The organism is Trueperella sp. LYQ143, assembly GCF_046599595.1.
Classification (GTDB): Bacteria; Actinomycetota; Actinomycetes; order Actinomycetales; family Actinomycetaceae; genus Trueperella.
The window spans coordinates 44068-63735 of the sequence record NZ_JBKIWR010000014.1 but is presented as its reverse complement, the minus strand read 5'-3'; the positions used below and the strand labels follow the sequence as shown (position 1 = coordinate 63735).

Annotated in this window: 11 protein-coding genes; 7 read left to right on the top strand and 4 right to left on the bottom strand. The window is 54.8% G+C overall.

What is annotated here, in order from left to right; genetic code table 11:
• The first annotated feature begins 453 nt into the window (after window positions 1-453).
• Entirely contained in the window at window positions 454-972 is a 519-nt protein-coding gene (locus ACLHIL_RS06445; RefSeq protein WP_411297137.1) for a GNAT family N-acetyltransferase, read from the top strand.
• 540 nt (window positions 973-1512) lie between these two features.
• On the opposite strand, the gene ACLHIL_RS06440 is transcribed toward ACLHIL_RS06445, so the two are convergent.
• A complete protein-coding gene (locus tag ACLHIL_RS06440; RefSeq protein WP_411297136.1) occupies window positions 1513-4632 on the bottom strand; it encodes a UPF0182 family protein in 3120 nt (1039 codons plus the stop codon).
• A 101-nt stretch (window positions 4633-4733) separates the two neighbouring features.
• Here ACLHIL_RS06440 and ACLHIL_RS06435 point away from each other — a divergent pair, with 101 nt between their 5' ends.
• On the top strand, window positions 4734-5357 hold the full coding sequence (locus ACLHIL_RS06435; protein WP_411297135.1) for a PPA1309 family protein: 624 nt from the start codon (window positions 4734-4736) through the stop codon (window positions 5355-5357).
• A 171-nt stretch (window positions 5358-5528) separates the two neighbouring features.
• On the opposite strand, the gene ACLHIL_RS06430 is transcribed toward ACLHIL_RS06435, so the two are convergent.
• Complete coding sequence (locus ACLHIL_RS06430) at window positions 5529-6899, bottom strand: PDZ domain-containing protein (RefSeq protein ID WP_411297134.1); 1371 nt, start codon at window positions 6897-6899, stop codon at window positions 5529-5531.
• 302 nt (window positions 6900-7201) lie between these two features.
• Between ACLHIL_RS06430 and ACLHIL_RS06425 the strand changes: the two genes are divergently transcribed.
• Together ACLHIL_RS06425 and ACLHIL_RS06420 are read left to right on the top strand one after the other, a co-directional pair.
• Complete coding sequence (locus tag ACLHIL_RS06425; RefSeq protein WP_411297133.1) at window positions 7202-8689, top strand: zinc-dependent metalloprotease; 1488 nt, start codon at window positions 7202-7204, stop codon at window positions 8687-8689.
• A gap of 422 nt (window positions 8690-9111) precedes the next feature.
• Window positions 9112-10086: a hypothetical protein gene (locus tag ACLHIL_RS06420; protein ID WP_411297132.1), complete on the top strand. Its 975-nt coding sequence runs from the start codon at window positions 9112-9114 to the stop codon at window positions 10084-10086.
• Here the strand turns inward: ACLHIL_RS06420 and ACLHIL_RS06415 are convergent.
• Both ACLHIL_RS06415 and nudC read right to left on the bottom strand, forming a co-directional pair.
• On the bottom strand, window positions 10061-12046 hold the full coding sequence (locus ACLHIL_RS06415) for an ATP-dependent helicase (RefSeq protein ID WP_411297131.1): 1986 nt from the start codon (window positions 12044-12046) through the stop codon (window positions 10061-10063). The genes ACLHIL_RS06420 and ACLHIL_RS06415 overlap by 26 nt on opposite strands.
• Window positions 12027-13136: an NAD(+) diphosphatase gene (nudC, locus tag ACLHIL_RS06410; RefSeq protein ID WP_411297130.1), complete on the bottom strand. Its 1110-nt coding sequence runs from the start codon at window positions 13134-13136 to the stop codon at window positions 12027-12029. Before nudC ends, ACLHIL_RS06415 begins: the two co-directional genes overlap by 20 nt.
• Here nudC and glgX point away from each other — a divergent pair.
• The 3 genes from glgX to ACLHIL_RS06395 all read left to right on the top strand — a co-directional run bounded on the left by glgX (window position 13117) and on the right by ACLHIL_RS06395 (window position 19008).
• Window positions 13117-15321 carry a glycogen debranching protein GlgX gene (gene glgX / locus ACLHIL_RS06405; protein WP_411297129.1) on the top strand — a complete coding sequence of 735 codons (2205 nt, stop codon included), beginning with the start codon at window positions 13117-13119 and terminating at the stop codon, window positions 15319-15321. The two genes, nudC and glgX, sit on opposite strands and share 20 nt — an antisense overlap.
• A 40-nt stretch (window positions 15322-15361) precedes the next feature.
• Window positions 15362-16468, top strand: coding sequence for a tryptophan--tRNA ligase (gene trpS, locus ACLHIL_RS06400; protein WP_411297128.1), 1107 nt, complete (start codon window positions 15362-15364; stop codon window positions 16466-16468).
• Window positions 16469-16629: 161 nt separating this feature from the next.
• Window positions 16630-19008: a glycogen/starch/alpha-glucan phosphorylase gene (locus ACLHIL_RS06395; protein ID WP_411297127.1), complete on the top strand. Its 2379-nt coding sequence runs from the start codon at window positions 16630-16632 to the stop codon at window positions 19006-19008.
• The last annotated feature ends 660 nt before the right edge of the window (window positions 19009-19668 follow it).

Sequence of the window (19668 nt, the reverse complement as noted above, 5' to 3'; positions counted from 1 at the left end):
TCATCATTCGTCTTTCTCCCCATCATCTGCTTTCTCTCCGCTATCTCCCCTCTCCAGCATCTACCTTTTCGCTACATACACCTACCTTTTCGCTACGTACATCTGCAGTTCCTCACTGCCTGCCCAGCCTTACCCTTGTTTTCTTCCGGCAATCGTCTCTGATTTTTTCTTTGTTTCCCGCTTCCCAGTACCCCTTTGACCCTAACGGCACTCATCTTCCGCTATTTTCTTCGCCTATTTTCTTTATCGACTTTCTTCACCTGTTTTCCACATCTGTATTTCTACATCCGCTCCGTCGGTACTCCCTCCTTTTCACCTGCTGCCCACCCGTCTTTTCGCACACGCGGTAATACTGCGCTTTCCCGCTATGCAGCTAGCCGCACCATGCACTTTCCCACACGGCACAAAGCACCCCAGCTTTCAGCGATTTACCCAGCCGACTACAATGAGAGCATGTTTTTACGTTCCCCACTGCCTACCGACGAAGCCGAAATCCGGGCAATTGACGAGCAGTTTGCCACTGAGGATTTCTGTTTCTCCTTGATCAATGATGGGGAAAGCTGGGCGGAGTACCTACAGCGCCTAACCCAAGAATCCCGCGGAGAAAATCTCCCCGCCGATCGGGTTCGCGCAGATTTCTTTCTCGCACAGGTTGACGATCAGATCGTTGGGCGCCTCAGCATCCGCTATGCATTAACTGACTATCTATTGAAGTATGGCGGGCATGTTGGCTACGCCGTCCGGCCAGAATACCGACGCAGAGGATATGCCACACACCTACTAGCAGAAGCCGTATCCCGCCTGCATACCTGCGGGATCGAGCGCGTTTTAGTCACCTGCGACGACGACAATATCCCCTCAGCAAAGACGATTGAACGCTGCGGCGGAGTGCTGGAAAATATCGTCCGTACCCCGCAAGGTCATCTCATGCGCCGGTATTGGATTAACTCATCTACACCGGCACATTCCTAGACTCTAAGCTAGCGCTGGGCTGGCACACACGACCACGGCGCATAGGGCTTTCCTCCACGTTCCCTGTGCAACCGATACAGCACTAGCAACAGCTCGTTGCTTCCTCGCACTCACGCCATAACTCCGCGCCTCACAGCCAGCCACAATGGCTAAAGCAAAGCAGATCTTTGCTGATAATCCGCCCCAACTTATTTTTTGTTTGCCTTTCCGCCTTTATCCAATGCCCGATCTTTATTCACATGAGATACGGCTATTCGCCGCTGTACCCCGCCTACTGTTCGATCCGCTAATCGACAGCTCTCTTTTTCCCCACCAGCATCGGTACTAACCGCAGATAACACAAAGACCGCCGTAAAGCGGCCTCCCCTCCCGTCACATATAGCTACAATGACGTACTTTTCTGCTTCTGCTAGGCATACTCACTTGGCAGGCACAACAAAATCTGGGTTGGTATCCCGCCACAGATTTATCTGTGTAAACGGGTACCAACCCAGATCAAGATAGCTATATTCGAGCGTCACATACTCGTTAGCTCAGCGATCACTTGCCCTTTGCGGATTCCTGCGCGGCAACCGCTCGGTTAATCGCATCCTTGAGCGCGTCCTGCGCTTCCCCATAGGACTTCCAATCACCCTTCGCTAACGCCTGCTGCGATTTCTCAATTGCAGCTTTCGCATCCTGCAAAGCAGTATCGAGAGCGCTACCCGAAGCCGGAGTGGCTGGCGTCGAGCCATCACTTGGCGTTGGCACTGCCGGTGTTGAGCCGCCCGGAGTAGCCGGATTCACCGCCCCACCCGCTGAAGCTCCCGGGGTGGAATTCGCCCCCGGTGTCGTTGCAGAACTGCCAGCATCCACCGGCGGTTCTTTCGAGCCGACGATATTCGCATCGCCAGCATTCACACCAGATTCACCGCCAAACACCTGATTCAAAGACTCATCCAATGTAGCCGCAAAGCCCACCGAATCGCCGAAAAGCGTCAACACATATTGCAAGGTCGGATATTGCGTACCTGAGGAGGCTTGCACGTAAATCGGCTGAACGTACAACAGCCCCTCACCGATAGGCAAGGAGAGCAGATTACCCTCCATGATTTCCGTTCCACCGTTGCGCAAGAGGTTCAAATCGGTTGAGACTTTCGGATTGGTCAGCATCGTGTTTTCTGCCTGCCCTGGACCCGGAACCGTCAAATCACGAGGCAATTCCAGCAGCCGCAACTGACCATAGCCCTCCCCTTTGACTCCGGTTGTATTTCCCGCATCGCCAGAAGCAGCCAGGAATCCCGTCATCACGTTACGATTCGTCGTACCGCCAGGGATATAGGACGTCGTCAAAGAAAATGCCGTCTGATCTTGACCCGGCATCTTCAACGTCAGGTAATACGGCGGCTGCTTAGGCGTCTGAGTATTAGCCGGCAAAGTCGGCTCTAGCGGCACCTGCCAGAAATCGCCACCCGAATAGAAAGACTTCGCATCGCGCACATGATAACGAGCCAGCAACGCCCGCTGTACTTTGAACAGGTCTTCCGGATAACGCACATGCGCAATCAAATCACCTGGCATAGCCGAAAGATCAGAGATCTGCCCTGGGAAGATTGCTTTCCACGCATTGATAATCGGATCATCCATATCCCACTGATACAGCGTCACCGAACCGTCATACGCATTGACGACAGCTTTTACCGAATTACGAATGTAATTAATCTCGTCCGGACGATCCAGCGAGGTATTGTTACTCGTCAACGCATCCTGGGTTACTTCTCCAAGGGTTTCCCGAGCAGAATACGGATAGTTATTTGAGGTGGTGTACCCGTCAATAATCCACACAAGCTGCTTCGGAGTTTGCGGATTATTATCCATATCAATAACCGCGGGAACCGCCTTTGAATCAAGCGTAAGGTAAGGAGCCACCTTCTCTACCCGCACATGCGGATCTCGATCAAAGAGGATCTGCGAATTCTCCGTAACACGATCTGAGAAGAACAACTCCGTGGACTTCATCCGAATCGCAAACATCATTCGCGAAAAGACATTCGATACCGACGGACCACCATCTCCGGTGTAGGTGTTCATCACCTGGCCATTTGCCGCCTTATCGTCGGGATAATCCAACTCCCACGGATCTGCCCCCTCCGGCGCACCAACAATTGAATAATCCGGAGATTGCTTACCGAAATACACCCGCGGCTCATACGAACCAAGCTCACCAACCGAGGGAATACCTGCCTCCCAGAACGTCGGATCGCCACGCGGAGTAACCGTATTGCCATAGGCCGCTGCCACACCAAAGCCGTGCGTGAAAACAGTATGGTCATTCACCCAGGAGCGACGAGATTCATCCAGACCGTCAAGATTCAACTCCCGAACAGCGATGACGGTATCGCGGGTCTGCCCGTTGATCGTGTACCGATCAACCGTCAACGGCTCACGGAACTGGTAGTACTGACGATTCTGCTGTAGCTGGTTAAACGACGGATCCACAATATTAGGATCAAGCAGGCGGATCTGGGCCGCCGTTTCTGAATCCTGACGCAACTGGCCGCGCTCCACATCTGTACGAGCGTCATACTGTTGGCTTTGCACATTAGCCATCCCGTAAGCATTGAGCGTCGCGTCAATATTGCGTTGGATGTACGTCGATTCCAATTCCGCCGCATTCGGATTCACTTTGAAGTTCTGAACCAATGCCGGATATAGCGTCGTCACCACCAGAGCCGTGGCAATACCAGCCGCAATACCAATAAACGGGGCCTTCCACTGATGCTTAATCGCTGCAAATAGGAACAGCGCGGCGATGACAAAAGCGGCAATCGCCAAGATCGTCAGACCTGGCTTCGAGGCGTTAATATCCGTGTAACTTGCACCGGAGAACCGCTGATTATTCCCCAAGAGCAGATCGTAACGCGAGAGCCAATAATTAATGGCAACCAGCAGCGCCGCCAAAGCCGCAAGCACTCCGAAATGCAGTTGAGCACGCTTAGCAATTCGCATCCCGCGTTCCGTTATCGAAATATCATCCAATATCCAGTAGCCCACGATCGTCAAAACCAAGCAGACGATAACCAAGGTCGAGAAGAACCCTGTTAGGGCATGGATAGCAGGAAGCGTGAAAACATAGAAAGAGACGTCTAAGCCATATTCTGGATCAGCAACCCCAAAAGAGCCTCCGTTAAACCACAAGAGGAACGTCTGCCACTCCTGGCAAATCGAGGTTCCGAAAATCACCGCCAAACCCAGCGGAATAAAGAGACGTGAAATCCAGCGACCGCCAGCGATCTTTTCCGCGATATTGGCATCCGCTCCGGCTTGCGCTTTGGCGCGAAGATCCGTGCGCCGAGCCAGCATAACCGCAATATTCGCAACGAATACGCCATAGCAGATCACTATCCCGATAACGCCTAACGCAATCAGCGCCCCATAGCGCGTCCAAAACACCCGCGCGGCGCCGATCTGTTCAAACCACTTCAGTTCAGTCCAAAATTGGGCGAATACCATCACTGCAAGGAGCAGAAGACCTAAGATGATTAACGTCGGGATAAAAGCTCCACCCAGTTTGAAACGTTTAGGCAAAGAACCTCGGGATCTGTTTGCCGTCAAGGACACGGTTAACCTCAATTCACGCTGACGAGTACCCGCACACCGCAACAGGGCATGCCCTTCCACCGTACAGCAGATAGGCAGTGGGATTCCAGATTATCCACTCCTGCCCCAGTGCCAGGTATGATCGAAAGACATTGCGTAACGTGCAGGAAACAGAGGAAAACATGCTTGACGACACTTCAGCAGAAACAACAACCGCCGCGGCAACGCCATCCCCATCGGCGAACACCGAGGCTCCCTCCCCGCACTTACCGGCATTACAGCAAGTTATTTACGAGATTGAAAGCCAAGTTGCTCGCTTGGGCTGGGATGGCCCTCCTCGCCTTTATGCGCTCGTCAACGCTCACGAAGCCCTCCAGCACACCCCTGACCTGCGCGATCACATCGATTCAGCAGCCTTAGCCAACCTCGCAGACGATGCCCACACATTCTTAGCCATCGAACAAGATCAGCTCCCCCTTGGCGTTGACATCGCCGAACTACTCCCAACAATTGAATGGCCAGAAGAAGTTGCCGGAGCCGCTATCTGCCTCGAACAGCTCTTCTTGCCACCAGAATACGACCACGATATTCCACAGGATCCCGAGGAAGCAGCCGCTTTTGTCGCCCAACATCCACATCGCATGGAGGTGCGGATCGCGGCGGGAATCGTGCGCGAAGGGACGAGCTGGTCCGTGGCACGGATGCGCAAATTCGATGACGATAAGAACGTCTTATCCGGCCCTGCGTTGGCACCAGCCCTCGTCGAACTGCTGCAATACGGTTTTATGCCTAACCCGTCGGCCTAACTAAGCCGTCGGTCTAACCTAACCCGTCCGGCCTAAAACCGCTGTCACCTAAATTCGAGTTCTCCGCTAATCTGCCTAATCTGCCCCTCGCCAGCCATCCAGCCTGCCCTAGTACGCAGCTACGCGAAAGCACCTAACTCGCAGGCATTTACCGGAATCGCCTGCGAGCGCTTAGCCCTGGTTGCCTGCAACGGCACTGCACGGGGTTAGCTGATCGGTATGCCCGCTCGCGATTGCCTTGGCTGCAGTAACTGCATCGTCAATAGTGCGGATAGCCCAGATATTCAGCCCCTCTGGCTCATACCCAATCGTCTGTGCACAGTTAGCTGCGGGGGCAAGGAAATCCGTCGCTCCGGCATTGCGCGCGCCGAGAATTTTATGGCGAATCCCGCCAATCTCCTCCACATCGCCATCCCACGAGATGGCTCCCGTTCCAGCTATCTGATGATCCCCACCGAGAGAGCCAGGGGTGATCTCATCAAGAATTGCCATCGTGAACATCGTGCCAGCCGACGGGCCGCCAATTCCCTCCATAATGTAATCCACTTTGCCTGGCAGTTTAACGTCGCTGACAGTCATAAAAACACCCAACATTGAGCCAGGATGCGTCCAGCCCGTCGTATCTGGCTGATAAGGGCGCGTCGTTATCGTCGTTTCAAAAACTTTTCCCTGACGGACCGCCCGCACAATAACATCCGTTCCCGGATTAACCGTGTCGAGCACAGCAGATAAGTCCATAAACGTCTTTGCTGGATAGAAACCATCCGCACCGCGCGTCGGACGCGGCATGGCTGCCTGCCCTAACTGGGAGTGCGCATCACTTTTCGCCGTCTGCCCCTGGGCGTTCCCCGCCACCGCCGTGCTCTTATCCGAACTCGTTGCACTCTGCGCGCTCTCCCCTTGCTCATGAGCTCCAGCGGTCGAGCCAGAATCCGATGCCCCTGCCGTATGAGATTGGGCGGCACTTGCTGCCGAGGAGCTCGGCACATCAGGAGCTGAAATGGCTTGCACAACATCGCCTTCTTGTAGCTTCCCCGCAGCCGGAGAATCCTGCGGCACCCCCGCCACAGTGAGCGTCATCGACACATCCATACCGGCCTTTTGGAAAGCCACTGCCCCGGCAATATCCTGCGAGGAATCCATAAGCGCCGTGTTATACGTCTGCACCGCCGCATTATTCACTTCGGCAGAATAGACCATACGCACCGGCATCACCTCTTCATCGCGGCTAAGCAATGCGCCAAGCACCGCCAAACCGGGAGCGCCCACATCAGGATTCCCGACGGAAGACACAGTAGTCATATAAAAGTTCGTATCCGACGGATATGTGGAAACCTGCGAGACCTGAACTACCGGCTTATTCTCCACCTGACCAGAGACGTCCAATACTGGACCAGGACTCTCAATCAGAAACGACGTGGGCATGGCGGCAGCACACAGTAACGTCACCGCAAACAACCCACCGGCAATCAACAGGCGCGGCGGCTTACCGCGAACCAAGCGTTCATGCGATCGTGGCCCTTCTCCGCTAAAGCTGCGCATTGCGCCCCTCTCTGTTCTCTGTGCGTATCGCATTCTCTTCTATGCCGTATCACATAAATACGGTTGTATCGGCGGAATACCTGCGAGCATCAGACGTATCGAGGCTTGAAAAGTATCTCGTTGCACATGCGGCGCTTGCCTGCCGTATCCCGCAGTTTCCTCTCCTCGTTATATACCGCATCCAGCCACTACGCCAGGTGGCATCTCGCAAAGCACGAATTTTTACGCGCCCGGCGCACCGGCAGACATTGAGTTTGCCGAGACGGAACATTACGCTACTTACGTACCCAGGAGAGGACACCATGACGAACACTCCCAACGATCATAACGATTCACACGATTCTCATTCCCAGGATCCGAATGAGATCTGGAAGAATATGCTGCGCGAGATCTTCGGGGAAGACTCAGCCGAGATCATTGAACAATTCGGTGGCTCCGCTTTCCCGTTACCGCCAGATTTTGGGCAGATGTTTTCTCCTGCCCACCTCTCCGCCTTTGCCCAGCAACTGCAACGGATGATGAATTCTACGGAGGAAAACCAGATAGATTGGGCGGCCTGCCGCAATGTGGCTCACAGCATGTTAGCTCGTTCTGGTCGCGTCGATCAGCTTGACGCAGCCTCCGCAGAAAAAGCCCAGACGGCACTGCGCACAGCCTCCCTGTGGTTAGATGTCTCCACTATTTTTGATCCCCCATCAGGAACTGGCGCGGCGTACTCGCGCCCGGAAATGATTAACCACTCTTTCGAGACGATCCAACAGCTCCTTGACCCCGTCGGGCGCAACGTCGGGCGCGCCTTCGCTGAGATGATGAACAAACAAGCCGAAGCATTACCGGAAGCACTGCGCAATGCCCTAGGCAATCCAGGATCCTTTATCGCCGCCACAATTTTCCAAGTATTGGGCGTGCAATACGGCGAGTCGATCGCCGAACTGGCGGCTTCTTCCTTTGGCTCAACGGATACTGGGGTCCCGTTGATGTCGAGCAGCGATCCCGTCTTAGTGCCCGCAAATATCGCGGAATTCTCCGAGAATCTTTCCGTCGGTGCTGACGAAGCCATGTTGTATGTGGCAGTTCGTGAATGTGCTGCCACCCGCCTGTTTGCCGGGGTTCCGTGGCTGCGTCCCCGTATCTTGGATACGATCGCAGAAATTGCCTCCGGTTTCGAAGTGAATTTCGAAGCGATTAGCGAGCACATACGCGATATGGGCGAGATAGATATGTCCCAGCCATTGGCAATGCCAGACTTCGACATGTCCAATATCTTTACCCTGGAACTCAATCCCGATCAGGTTGATACCGTCGAACGTCTCGAACTGCTCCTCGCTCTGGTCGTCGGCTGGGTTGAAGAGATCTCCGCACAGGCAGTTGCTCCGCATTTACCGAACGCTGTCGCTCTGCGAGAGATGTTTAGCCGACGCTATGCCACGAATAATCCAGCCAAGCACGTATGGGAAGCACAACTTGGTATTGAGCTAAACCCGCAACGGCTGCGCGAAGCCGCGACGTTCTGGCAGCAAGCCACCCGCGAACAGGGTGCTGAGGAACGTGACCGGCTCTGGTCGCACCCAGATCTGTTGCCCACTGCCAACGCTTTAGAAAATCCTGCCGAGTTTTTTGCCAGCGATGCCGATTCCTCGCAAAGTGATATTTCCGCTGAGTTGGATTCTTTCCTTGCCCAGCTTTTTGCTGAGAATAGCGAGCAGACGAACGACGTTCCCCATGAGCCAAAATTTGATGAGCCTCATGCAGACGGGGATGATCGCGACCTACCACCTGAACAGAGCTAAACCCCGCGCGTAAGTGCAGGGCTGTGCCTGCCGCTGTGCCGGTGTTTTTTTTCGTCGCATACACCTCATGGGTCATCACAGCGACTCGTGAGGCGTATTGCGCAAACGACCCGTTTGGCAGACCTGCTCGTTTGTGGCGCGGGAAACCGGCGTGAGAACTCGCCATCGTAGCCGAATCTTCTCTCTTTATTCCTTTTCTTTTTCCTTCCCTTTTCCTCCCCCCCCTCTGAGCGCCTTATTAAACCGAAATCACCCATTAGCACTGGGCACTCGCACCCGCGAACGCACATTCCCACAGCAGATCCCCTAGCATATTTCGACATACGTGTACCCCTCGATTCACACCCGTGCATAACGCCTTTAGCGCGTAGCACATCTCGCTACCCTCAAAAGCCAAACACGAACGAGCAAATGAGGATTTCATGCACCTAACAACCGGAGTGTTCTGGACCGGCACCCACCGCGCACAAATCGGCATTGACCCGCGCATCGCGGTAGATCTTACCGGCTTATCCCCTGCCGAACTTGACCTCGTCGATTCCCTAAGCCGACCACAAACCGACGTGGAACTGCGCGCCCGTGCCGACGCCAGGCATATCCCTCGCGAGCGCCTCACTCAGCTCCTCGAAGCGCTCACACGCGCTGGAGTTCTTGATACCACCGAACGTTACAGTTGTGATCCTCACGCCTGGCGTCGAATCTTCGGCGTCTATCCCCAACACCGCGAACACTCCCATGTGCATATTCCGCACCTGGACTATCTTGGAGCAGGTATCGCCCTCGGGCTTGTTCGCAATGGTATTGGAATCGTAACGACGAGCGATCACAATGCCGTCAGCACCCGCGATCATCCCCTCATGCGCCATATCGGGCTCGGCACGGCACGGTCAACCACTCTACGCACGCTCCTACGTCAAGAGAATCCTCATATTTGTTTAGCTACCACACACGAACCGCAGCTAGTTGTGCTCACCGGCAGCTATACCACCGATCCGGTACGGGCTGGGCGCTATCTCGCCGCCGGAAAAATGGTCTACCATGCCTGGGTTGACGAGATTGACGTATATGCCGGCCCGCTGAGCATTGCCCACGAAACTGCCTGTGGCACCTGCCTTGCCCTCCACCGCTACGAATCTGATGAACGTTGGGGAATACTATGCCAACAAGCCTGCGCTGCCGCTCCACTGCTACCCGATCCCGCCGCCGCAATGCTTGCCACTGCCCTGGCAGTACGCGATATTCTCAGCGCCCTTGACGGGCATCGCGTGGAATACAGTTGGCGAGTCCCACCGCCACCTGACCCTCCGGAAGCTCATATCGTCACTACACATCCGCGCTGCGGATGCCACAACATACTTGGCCCCGCTGAGGTTACGACCCCTGATAATCGGCAATAACGGCCAATATCTCCACACCGAATTGGGCTAACTTCAACGAGCCAATCCCCTTAATCTGCCCTAACTCAACAAGATTTGCTGGCTTTCGTGCCGCCAAATCTCGCAAGGTGACTTCCGTCAGCACTGTATGTTCTGGCTTAGCCAATTCTACTGCCCGTACCTGACGCCACTGGTATAGCTGAGTAAACAGTTCTACATCATTCGGATGACTTGCCGCCCACAGCGCTGCCTCAGTTTGCGCTCGTTGACGCGCCTGGGTAGAACGGGCCTGCGGGTGCGGCCAATGCTCAGCCAGAAATGGCGATACGCTCCGATCAGCACGCCCCGGATTGCTCCGCGCATAAGAGATATGGAGTTCCTGGCGCGCACGAGTAATCCCGACGTATAACAGACGCCGTTCTTCGGCTATCGCCTGTGCCGTATCGGCCAACGAAATCGGCATGAGCCCGTCACTCATCCCTCCGAGATACACCACCGCCCACTCCAGGCCTTTCGCCGCATGTAAGGACGCCAAAGTCACCGCGTCAGTTTGCGGATGATTGCCCATCTGAGCGCGTTCTTCCAGTTCGGCAACGAATTGGGCAACACTTGCCCGACGCTGTGCCCACAGTGACTCCGCCAATCTGCTGAGCGCTTCTAGCGCGTCCCAACGTTCCCGAGCCGCACCATATTCCTGAGGTGGTTGCGGGCGCCATCCCAATGAATACAAAATCCCGGAAACACATTCAGGTAGCGTCCCGCTATATTCCCCACGGGCGGTGGCTCGCAAAGCCACCATCGCCGCTTTCACTTCAGATCGATCAAAAAACCGCGTCGTATCCTTAACGGTGTAGGAGATTCCCGCCTGCGCCAGAGCATGAGCATACTCCTGGGATTGAGCATTTGTGCGATACAAAATAGCCACATCGGATAGCGGAGTACCTGCTTCATGCGCCGCCCGTATGCGCTGCGCAATCTCACGCGCCTCCGCCGCATCGTCGGGATAACAGTGATAACTCACCGGCACACCGGCTGGCAATTGCGATGTTAACCGCACTGCCGCAGCCGAATTATTTTCCGCAATGACGCTATTAGCTAACTGAACAATCTGTGGCGTTGAGCGATAGTCTCGTGACAGCTTCACCGTCCGTGCCCGCGGAAATTCACGGGTGAACCCCTCCAAATAATCAGCTTTCGCCCCTGCAAAAGAATAAATGGTTTGGCAGACGTCCCCAACCACACAAATATCCTGAGAAGCCCCCAGCCACAACTTCAACAACCGATGCTGGACCGGCGAAACATCTTGATATTCATCCACCACAAAATGCCGGTACTGCGCGCGAATCTGCGCCGCAATATCTGGTCGATCCCGCATAATTCCAATCATGACGAGTAATACGTCATCAAAATCTATAACCGCACGTTCGCTTTTGACGTCCTCATAGCGTTCCATGAGATCAGCAATTTGGGTATAAGAGTATCCACCAACTTCTGGGCGGTTTTCCTCGCGAGCACGCGCAGCATATTCTTCTGGAGCAATAAGCGATACCTTTGCCCACTCAATCTCGGCTGCTAAATCTCGGATCAAAACGGCGTCAGTATCCATAGCCAGATCGGCGGCTGCCTGGGAAACCATTGGGAACTTTGACTCGCGTATCTCCGGCACATAGCCACCGACGGCATTCGGCCAGAAATATTGCAACTGCCGCAGAGCAGCAGAATGGAAGGTCCGTGCCGCCACCTGGCCAACCCCTAAATCCCGCAACCGCGAGCGCATCTCTCCGGCAGCTCGGTGGGTGAAGGTCAGAGCCATAATATTATGCGGATGTTGTTGCCCGGTGAGGACGGCATGGGCAATACGGTGAGTAATCGCGCGCGTCTTTCCCGTTCCGGCCCCTGCCAGCACTGCCATCGGCCCGGCGATGTGTTCGACAACCTCTCGCTGGTTTTCATCCAAGTCGTCACGTATGGATCGGTTCACCGCTGTTGCCCTCCTGGCGTTCCTCCGATAATCCGCTGACGATCTGCTCACCCAGCCAATCCTCAATCAAAGCCCTGGCAACCGAGGATTTCCCTGGGGCGTGGCGCGGATTGGCCACAATCATGGCCCGCAGTTCTTCGCGAGTGACGAAACGCGCCTCCAGGATCTCCTCCCCGTCAGGATAAACCTGCGGGTGCAGATCTCGCGTCCAACCGCGAAACCCTAACATAAGTGAACGTGGAAATGGCCAAGGTTGCGAACCAAAGTATTCAACGTCGCCGACCTCGATGCCGACCTCTTCAAAGACCTCACGACGAACAGCCGCCTCTAAGGTTTCCCCAGCCTCGACAAACCCCGCTAAGGTGGAGAATTTCCCTTCTGGCCATGAGCGGTTGCGGCCAATCAGTAGCCGATCATGGGAATCACGAATTGCCATGATGACAGCCGGATCAGTGCGCGGGAATAAGGTATGACCGTTAGCGCAGCGCTGTTCCCAACCGCCCATTATCGCCGAGCTGGGCTGACCGCAAAGTGGGCAATAGCGACTGGAACGATGCCATTGTGCCAAGGCTAACGCCGTTGTGGCACACCCGCTATCTGCGGCGTCCATCGTCAGGCCCAATTCTGTTAACTTTTCGTAGCGAATCTGCGAGGCATTCACCTCATGATGACGAAAACCCGCAACAGCACATTCGCTCTCGGCAATATCCACTGCGGCAAAGCGTCGGCCTGCCTCGTCCATCCCTAAATAGAGCAGCTCGTGGGCAGTGATCTGCCGCCCCAATAGCTCAGTTAATTCACTCCGAGAAAACCAGGCCAGTTTCCCAGCGCGCGCCGCCAATGTTTGCCCAGATAATAACGCCAGTTGCAGCTTCGGATCTGCCAATAACTCCGCCATATCCGCGCGCCCACAGGCATGACGCTGCACGGTTGACCGCGCCAAAAGCAACTGTGCATACATCCGGTATTCCCCTCCTGCCTCTACACAATACCCACTATCCTCATTCCCCTTCGTTACACGTGGCGAGAATAACCGCATTTTTGAGTGATAACCTGCCACAATAGAGGGCGTGACATCTACGTTTTCCACACGGCCTGTGGCCCGATACACCGCACGGGAAGCCGAACCATGCCTCCCGCTAGCAAATACCCCCGCGTTAGGGGCACATATTCGCGGATCTGGCGTTGATGTCGCAGTGTTTGCCAGCCATGCTACCGCCGTTGACGTCTGCTTTATTGATACTTACGGCGGGCGCAGCAGCGAACGTCGATTCCGGTTACGTCACGGCGCAAATGGCGTGTGGGCCGGGCATGTTCCCGGAATTCGCGCTGGGCAGGCCTATGGTTTTCGGGTTCATGGCCCGTGGGATCCAGACGCAGGATTGCGGCATAATCCTGCCAAGCTCCTTCTTGATCCCTACGCGCGTGCGATTATTCAGCAGCCCACTTTACATCCGGCACTGTATTCGCACTGTGTTGACGATGAACTGCACCCCGATCCGGCGTTCCTCCCCGATCAGCGCGACTCGCGAGACGTCACCGCATTAGGTGTCATCGTGGATGACGCTCCAGCGGTCGATAACCGCCCTCGCATACCGTGGAATCACACCGTCATCTATGAGGCCCACGTCGTCGGGTTAACGAAAACACTGCCCGGTATCCCAGAGGATCTGCGGGGAACATACGCTGGCTTAGCTCATCCGGTAACGATTAACTACCTCACCGGTCTAGGGATCACCGCTATCGAATTACTCCCCATCCACGCCAAAATGACCGAGCCGTTCCTCACCCGTAAAGGCATGGAAAACTACTGGGGGTACTCCACATTGAGCTACTTTGCCCCAGAACCGTCCTATGCGATGGCTGCCAACCGCGCCGCTGGCCCGCAAGCCGTCCTTGATGAAGTGAAAGGGATGGTGAGTCTACTTCATGACGCGGGCATTGAGGTGATTTTGGATGTGGTCTATAACCACACCTGCGAGGCCGGCTCTGACGGGCCTACCGTCTGCTGGCGCGGTCTAGATAATTCAATGTACTACCGGCACAATTCCTCGCGTCCCGGCTCTCTCGTCGATACCACCGGCTGTGGGAATTCCCTGGATTTCCGACGTTTACCCGTCATGCAAATGACCTTAGATTCCTTGCGTTATTGGGCGGAACATATCGGGGTGGACGGTTTCCGTTTCGATCTTGCCGTCACCCTGGCGCGCGAAGGCGATTCCTTCAACCATCAACATCCCTTGTATGTTGCGATGGCAACCGATCCGATCCTCTCCACCGTCAAGCTCATTAACGAACCGTGGGATATTGGTCATGGCGGCTGGCGCACCGGGCAATTCCCCGCTCCAACAGCCGATTGGAATGATCGTTTCCGCGATACTATGCGCTCTTTCTGGTTGACGGAACCCGCATCGATTCATCACGGCGGGATCGGTGGCGATCAGCGCGACGTCGCCACGCGGGTAGCCGGATCAGCAGATATGTTCTCTCATGGGCGTATCCCTGGCGGGCGCGGTATTCACGCCTCCATTAACTTCATTACCGCCCACGACGGTTTCACCATGTACGACCTGACCTCGTTTAACCACAAACACAACGAGGCAAACCGCGAAGATAACCGCGACGGCACAGATAACAACTGCTCGTGGAACCATGGCACCGAAGGTCCGACGACAGATCCACATATCCTCGCCGCACGCCGCACCACCATGCGCAATCTTTTCGCTTCCCTGATTCTCTCCGCCGGAACACCCTTTATTGCTGCCGGCGACGAGATAATGAAGACCCAGTTCGGCAACAACAATGCCTACTCTCAGAACACGGAAATCTCGTGGATTGATTGGGACCTCACTGACGATCAACGCAATATGCACGACACGGTTTCGTATTTGTTGCGATTGCGCCGCGATCACCGCGTCCTGCGCCCCACTTCGTTCTACACCGGATCCGCCCGTGGTCAAGACACCATCATGGATATTGCCTGGCTCGATGATACCGGCGAACTGATGCCCGATTATCTCTGGTTTGATCCGAATACTCGGCTCGTCCAAGTCCTGCGATCTGGCGGCGGGCAGGATGCCGATGCGTTAATCATTTTCAATGGCAATATCCACCCGCATACGGTTCGCCTTCCTAATGGGCGTGGAACTCCACTGCGCCTGGACTGGTGTTCTACCTGGGAGCATCCGCGCTCAACAATCTACACGTATGCTCCGGGTGCGATGACCCGAGTGCCCGCGCTATCTGTGACATTATTCTTCGCTAACCCCAGCTAGCAGATTTTTCCCTCTCTCATTCAGCTCGTACCATAGAGCTATGAGCGATACACATGCCAGCGCAGCAGCATTAGCAGATTCCACCTCCGATGCCTCTTTGGAGCGGGCTCGTGCTATAAGCGCGAAACTCAATGCTGCTATCGACGACGATCCGAGCCAATTTCGCGTCTTAACCGGCGCCCGCCCTACCGGCCATCTGCATATCGGTCACTATTTTGCGACTTTACGCAATTGGGTGGATATTCAACGCCGTGGAGTGGATACCTGGCTGCTCATTGCTGACTATCAAGTCATCACGGATCGTGACGAAACCGGACCACTGCGCGAACGCGTTTATTCTTTCCTTACCGATTATCTCGCTATCGGTATGGATCCTGAGGCAACGACGATTTTTGCCCACTCGCATGTGCCCGAGCTCAATGAGCTGATGTTACCGTTCTTATCCCTGGTTTCTGACGCTGAACTGCGGAGAAATCCAACGGTTAAAGCAGAATTAGATGCGACCAATGGTCGCCCGATGTCTGGTTTACTGTTGACTTATCCCGTCCATCAGGCTGCCGATATTCTGTTCTGCCAAGCGAACTTAGTTCCCGTCGGCAAAGATCAGCTCCCCCACCTGGAACAGGCGCGCGTCATCGCTGATCGTTTTGAAGCCCGCTATGGTCGGCCCGATACCCCGCGCATCTTCCCTCGCCCGCAAGGTCTGCTCTCCGAAGCAGAGAACGTGCTCGGTTTGGATGGCACGAAGATGTCCAAATCTAAGGGCAACACCATTGAATTAGGAATGAGCGCCGACGAGACAGCCAAGCGGATCAAGAAAGCTGTAACGGATTCTGATCGGCATATTACATACGATCCGGTCAACCGCCCGGAAGTGTCGAATCTGCTGTTGTTAGCTGCCTTGGCAAGCGGAGGGGATCCAAACACTATCGCAGCAGAGATTGGCGACGGTGGTGGCGGCATGTTGAAGAACGTCGTCACTGAAGCAATCAACGAACATCTCGCCCCGCTACGCGCACGCCGCGCTGAACTTATTGCAGATCCGGCGTATCTACAGCAGATCTTGCAACGCGGAATCACGCGAGCACGCGAACAAGCACAGCTCACGCTTGACGCAGTACACGAAGTCTTAGGGATGAAATACTAATCGCGAATCGGAAATCCTTGCAGGAGAGCGATCTCGGTTAACTCAATTTTTTCCCCTGGACTATCCTATGCACTGTACACATCGGGTTGTGCCCACTGGCAGGTAGTCGCTACGGGTGCCTGTCAGTATCACTGCCCAGAGAATGTAGGTAAAGGGAATTCATGACTAACACCGTCAACACCTATTCGATCGCGCCGTATGTGCGTTCTGTTTCTGGACGCAACGCGCTGAACGCCACTATTACCGAATACTGGCAAGCGACCTCTGCTGCCGTCGTCGGTCAACTGGCCGATGCGTGGCAAAAGACGGAAGAAACCTATAACGCCACCCGAATGCAGCATTACTTCTCGGCTGAGTTCCTGATGGGGCGGGCGCTGCTCAATAACCTGACGAATCTTGGTCTGATCGACGAAAGCCGTGCAGAACTGGCAGCGTTTGGGCAGAATCTCTCAGACGTTCTCGAAGCAGAACCAGACGCCGCCCTCGGTAACGGCGGTTTGGGGCGCTTGGCTGCCTGCTTCTTGGATTCGTGTGCCACTCAGAATTATCCGGTGCGCGGCTACGGCATTTTGTATCGCTACGGACTGTTTAAGCAGTTCTTTGACAACGGATTCCAAGGGGAAAAGCCCGATCCGTGGATGGAGGACGTCTACCCCTTCATTATTCGTCGGGAAGAGCAAGAAGTGCTCATTCGATACAACGACCTCACCGTCCGTGCCATTCCCTATGACATGCCGATCACCGGCTATGGCACCCATAATGTTGGGACTTTGCGGCTGTGGAAAGCCGAACCAATGGAAGAGTTCGACTACTCCGCTTTCAACTCCCAAAATTTCACTGGCGCAATCGTTGAGCGCGAGCGCGTCCACGATATTTCCCGTGTCTTGTACCCCAATGACTCATCTTTTGAGGGCAAGATCTTGCGGGTGCGTCAGCAGTACTTCTTCTGCTCGGCCTCCTTGCAGCAGATCGTTGCGAATGAGCTAGCTCAGCGGGGTGATCTGACGCGCTTTGCCGAGTTCAACTCGATCCAGCTCAACGATACCCACCCCGTCTTGGCTATCCCTGAGTTGATGCGTATTTTGCTTGACGAGCACGAGATGAGCTGGGATGAAGCATGGTCGATTGTTTCGCGTACCTTTGCGTACACGAACCACACCGTATTAGCTGAGGCGCTGGAGACCTGGGAGATCTCGATCTTCGAGCGGTTGTTCCCGCGGATTCTTGAGATCGTGCGAGAGATTGACCGTCGTTTCCGTGAAGAACTCGCCGAGGCTGGATTCGATCAGGGCAAGATCGACTATATGGCACCGATCAGCGGGAATCGGGTTCACATGGCGTGGATCGCCTGCTACGCCTCCTTCTCTATTAACGGTGTTGCCGCCCTCCATACGGAGATCATCAAAGCAGAGACATTGCATGATTGGCATGATATTTGGCCGGAGAAATTCAACAACAAGACCAATGGCGTAACCCCGCGGCGTTGGTTGGATCAGTGTAATCCGCGCCTATCAGCGCTGCTGACGAAACTCATCGGATCTGATTCGTGGGTGCGCAACCTGGATGAGCTTGCCGCACTGGAGCATTTCGGCAATGATCCTGTTGTCCTCGATGAATTGAACAGCATTAAAGCGGCAAATAAGGCTGATTTTGCGGCATGGATTAGGGATCGTCAAGGCATCGAGATCAATCCAGAGGCAATTTTTGATGTTCAGATTAAGCGTCTGCACGAATACAAGCGTCAATTACTCAACGCTTTCTATATCCTGGATTTGTATTTCCGCATTAAAGACGATCCACATCTGGATGTTCCGCCGCGAGTATTTATTTTTGGCGCGAAAGCCGCTCCGGGATATACCCGAGCAAAGGCGATCATCAAACTCATCAACACCATCGGTGATCTGGTGAATAATGACCCAGATGTGGCTGGGCGACTGAGCGTCGTATTCGTGGAGAATTACAATGTTTCTCCGGCTGAGCACATCATTCCAGCGGCCGATATCTCCGAGCAGATCTCCACCGCTGGTAAAGAGGCCTCCGGCACATCAAATATGAAGTTCATGATGAACGGAGCGCTCACATTGGGCACGATGGACGGAGCAAACGTCGAGATCGTCGATAGCGTCGGCATGGATAATGCCTACATTTTCGGCGCTACCGAAGATGAGCTCCCCGAATTGCGCCGCACCTACGATCCGCGGCGAACTGCAGATCAAACTCCTGGTTTACAGCGCGTGCTTGACGCATTAGTTGACGGCACATTAGATGACAACGGAACTGGATCATTCCATGATCTCCACGCCTCCTTAATGGATCCGCACAATTGGGGTGGCGCCGATCAATACTATGTGCTCGGGGATTTTGCTTCATACCGCGAATGCCGTGACCGGATGGCCCGCGATTATTTTGCTGATCGCCGCCACTGGGCTGCGATGTGTTGGAAGAACATCGTCTTATCTGGACGGTTCTCCTCCGACCGCACTATTCGCGACTATGCCAACGAGGTGTGGAAGATTGAACCGCACCCAATCGAAGGCTAGCCACTAACTAGCAAGTAAACAGCGAGCAAGACGCATAAATCTGCATAGACATTGAGGTGGGGCTCTCCCAGGTGCCCCACCTCAATGTATGTGTATCCTGCCAGTTACTTTCTCTATGTCTGCAGCGCTTTCTCGCAACATCGCTTTGGCTTTCCGTTCTGACATCCCATTGTGCGCTCCCTCCAGACACATCCTGCCCGATCCACTAGGATAATTACTGTGAGTACCAAGGCTTCTTCTTCATCGTCCGCATCGTCCCGCTCTGCTGCGGCAGCACAGTCCATAAGCCCTGCGGCATCTGGGTCCGTATCACCGTCTGTGGATTCTTCCCCGACGGAACAACCGGCAACCGCCCCGAAAAAGCGCGCACGCAAAACATCTACGTCAACTGCAAGCGCTCCGAAGAAAACTGCCAGCCGCACGCGCGCAGCCTCGTCTGCTTCTGCTGAAGCAACCACGACGAAAACGAAGAAGCCCGCAACCAAAACGACTGCGAAATCCGCTTCTCAAGGTCGTGCCACGGCTGCAGCCGCACGCCTTTCGCAAAGCGCTGAACAGGGCACCGATGCTGCCACTGAGGTATCCCGCACCACCTCAAGCAGTGCAACTACTCCCTCAGATAAAGCTGAGCAGATCACCGATTTGGATACCTCACCAATT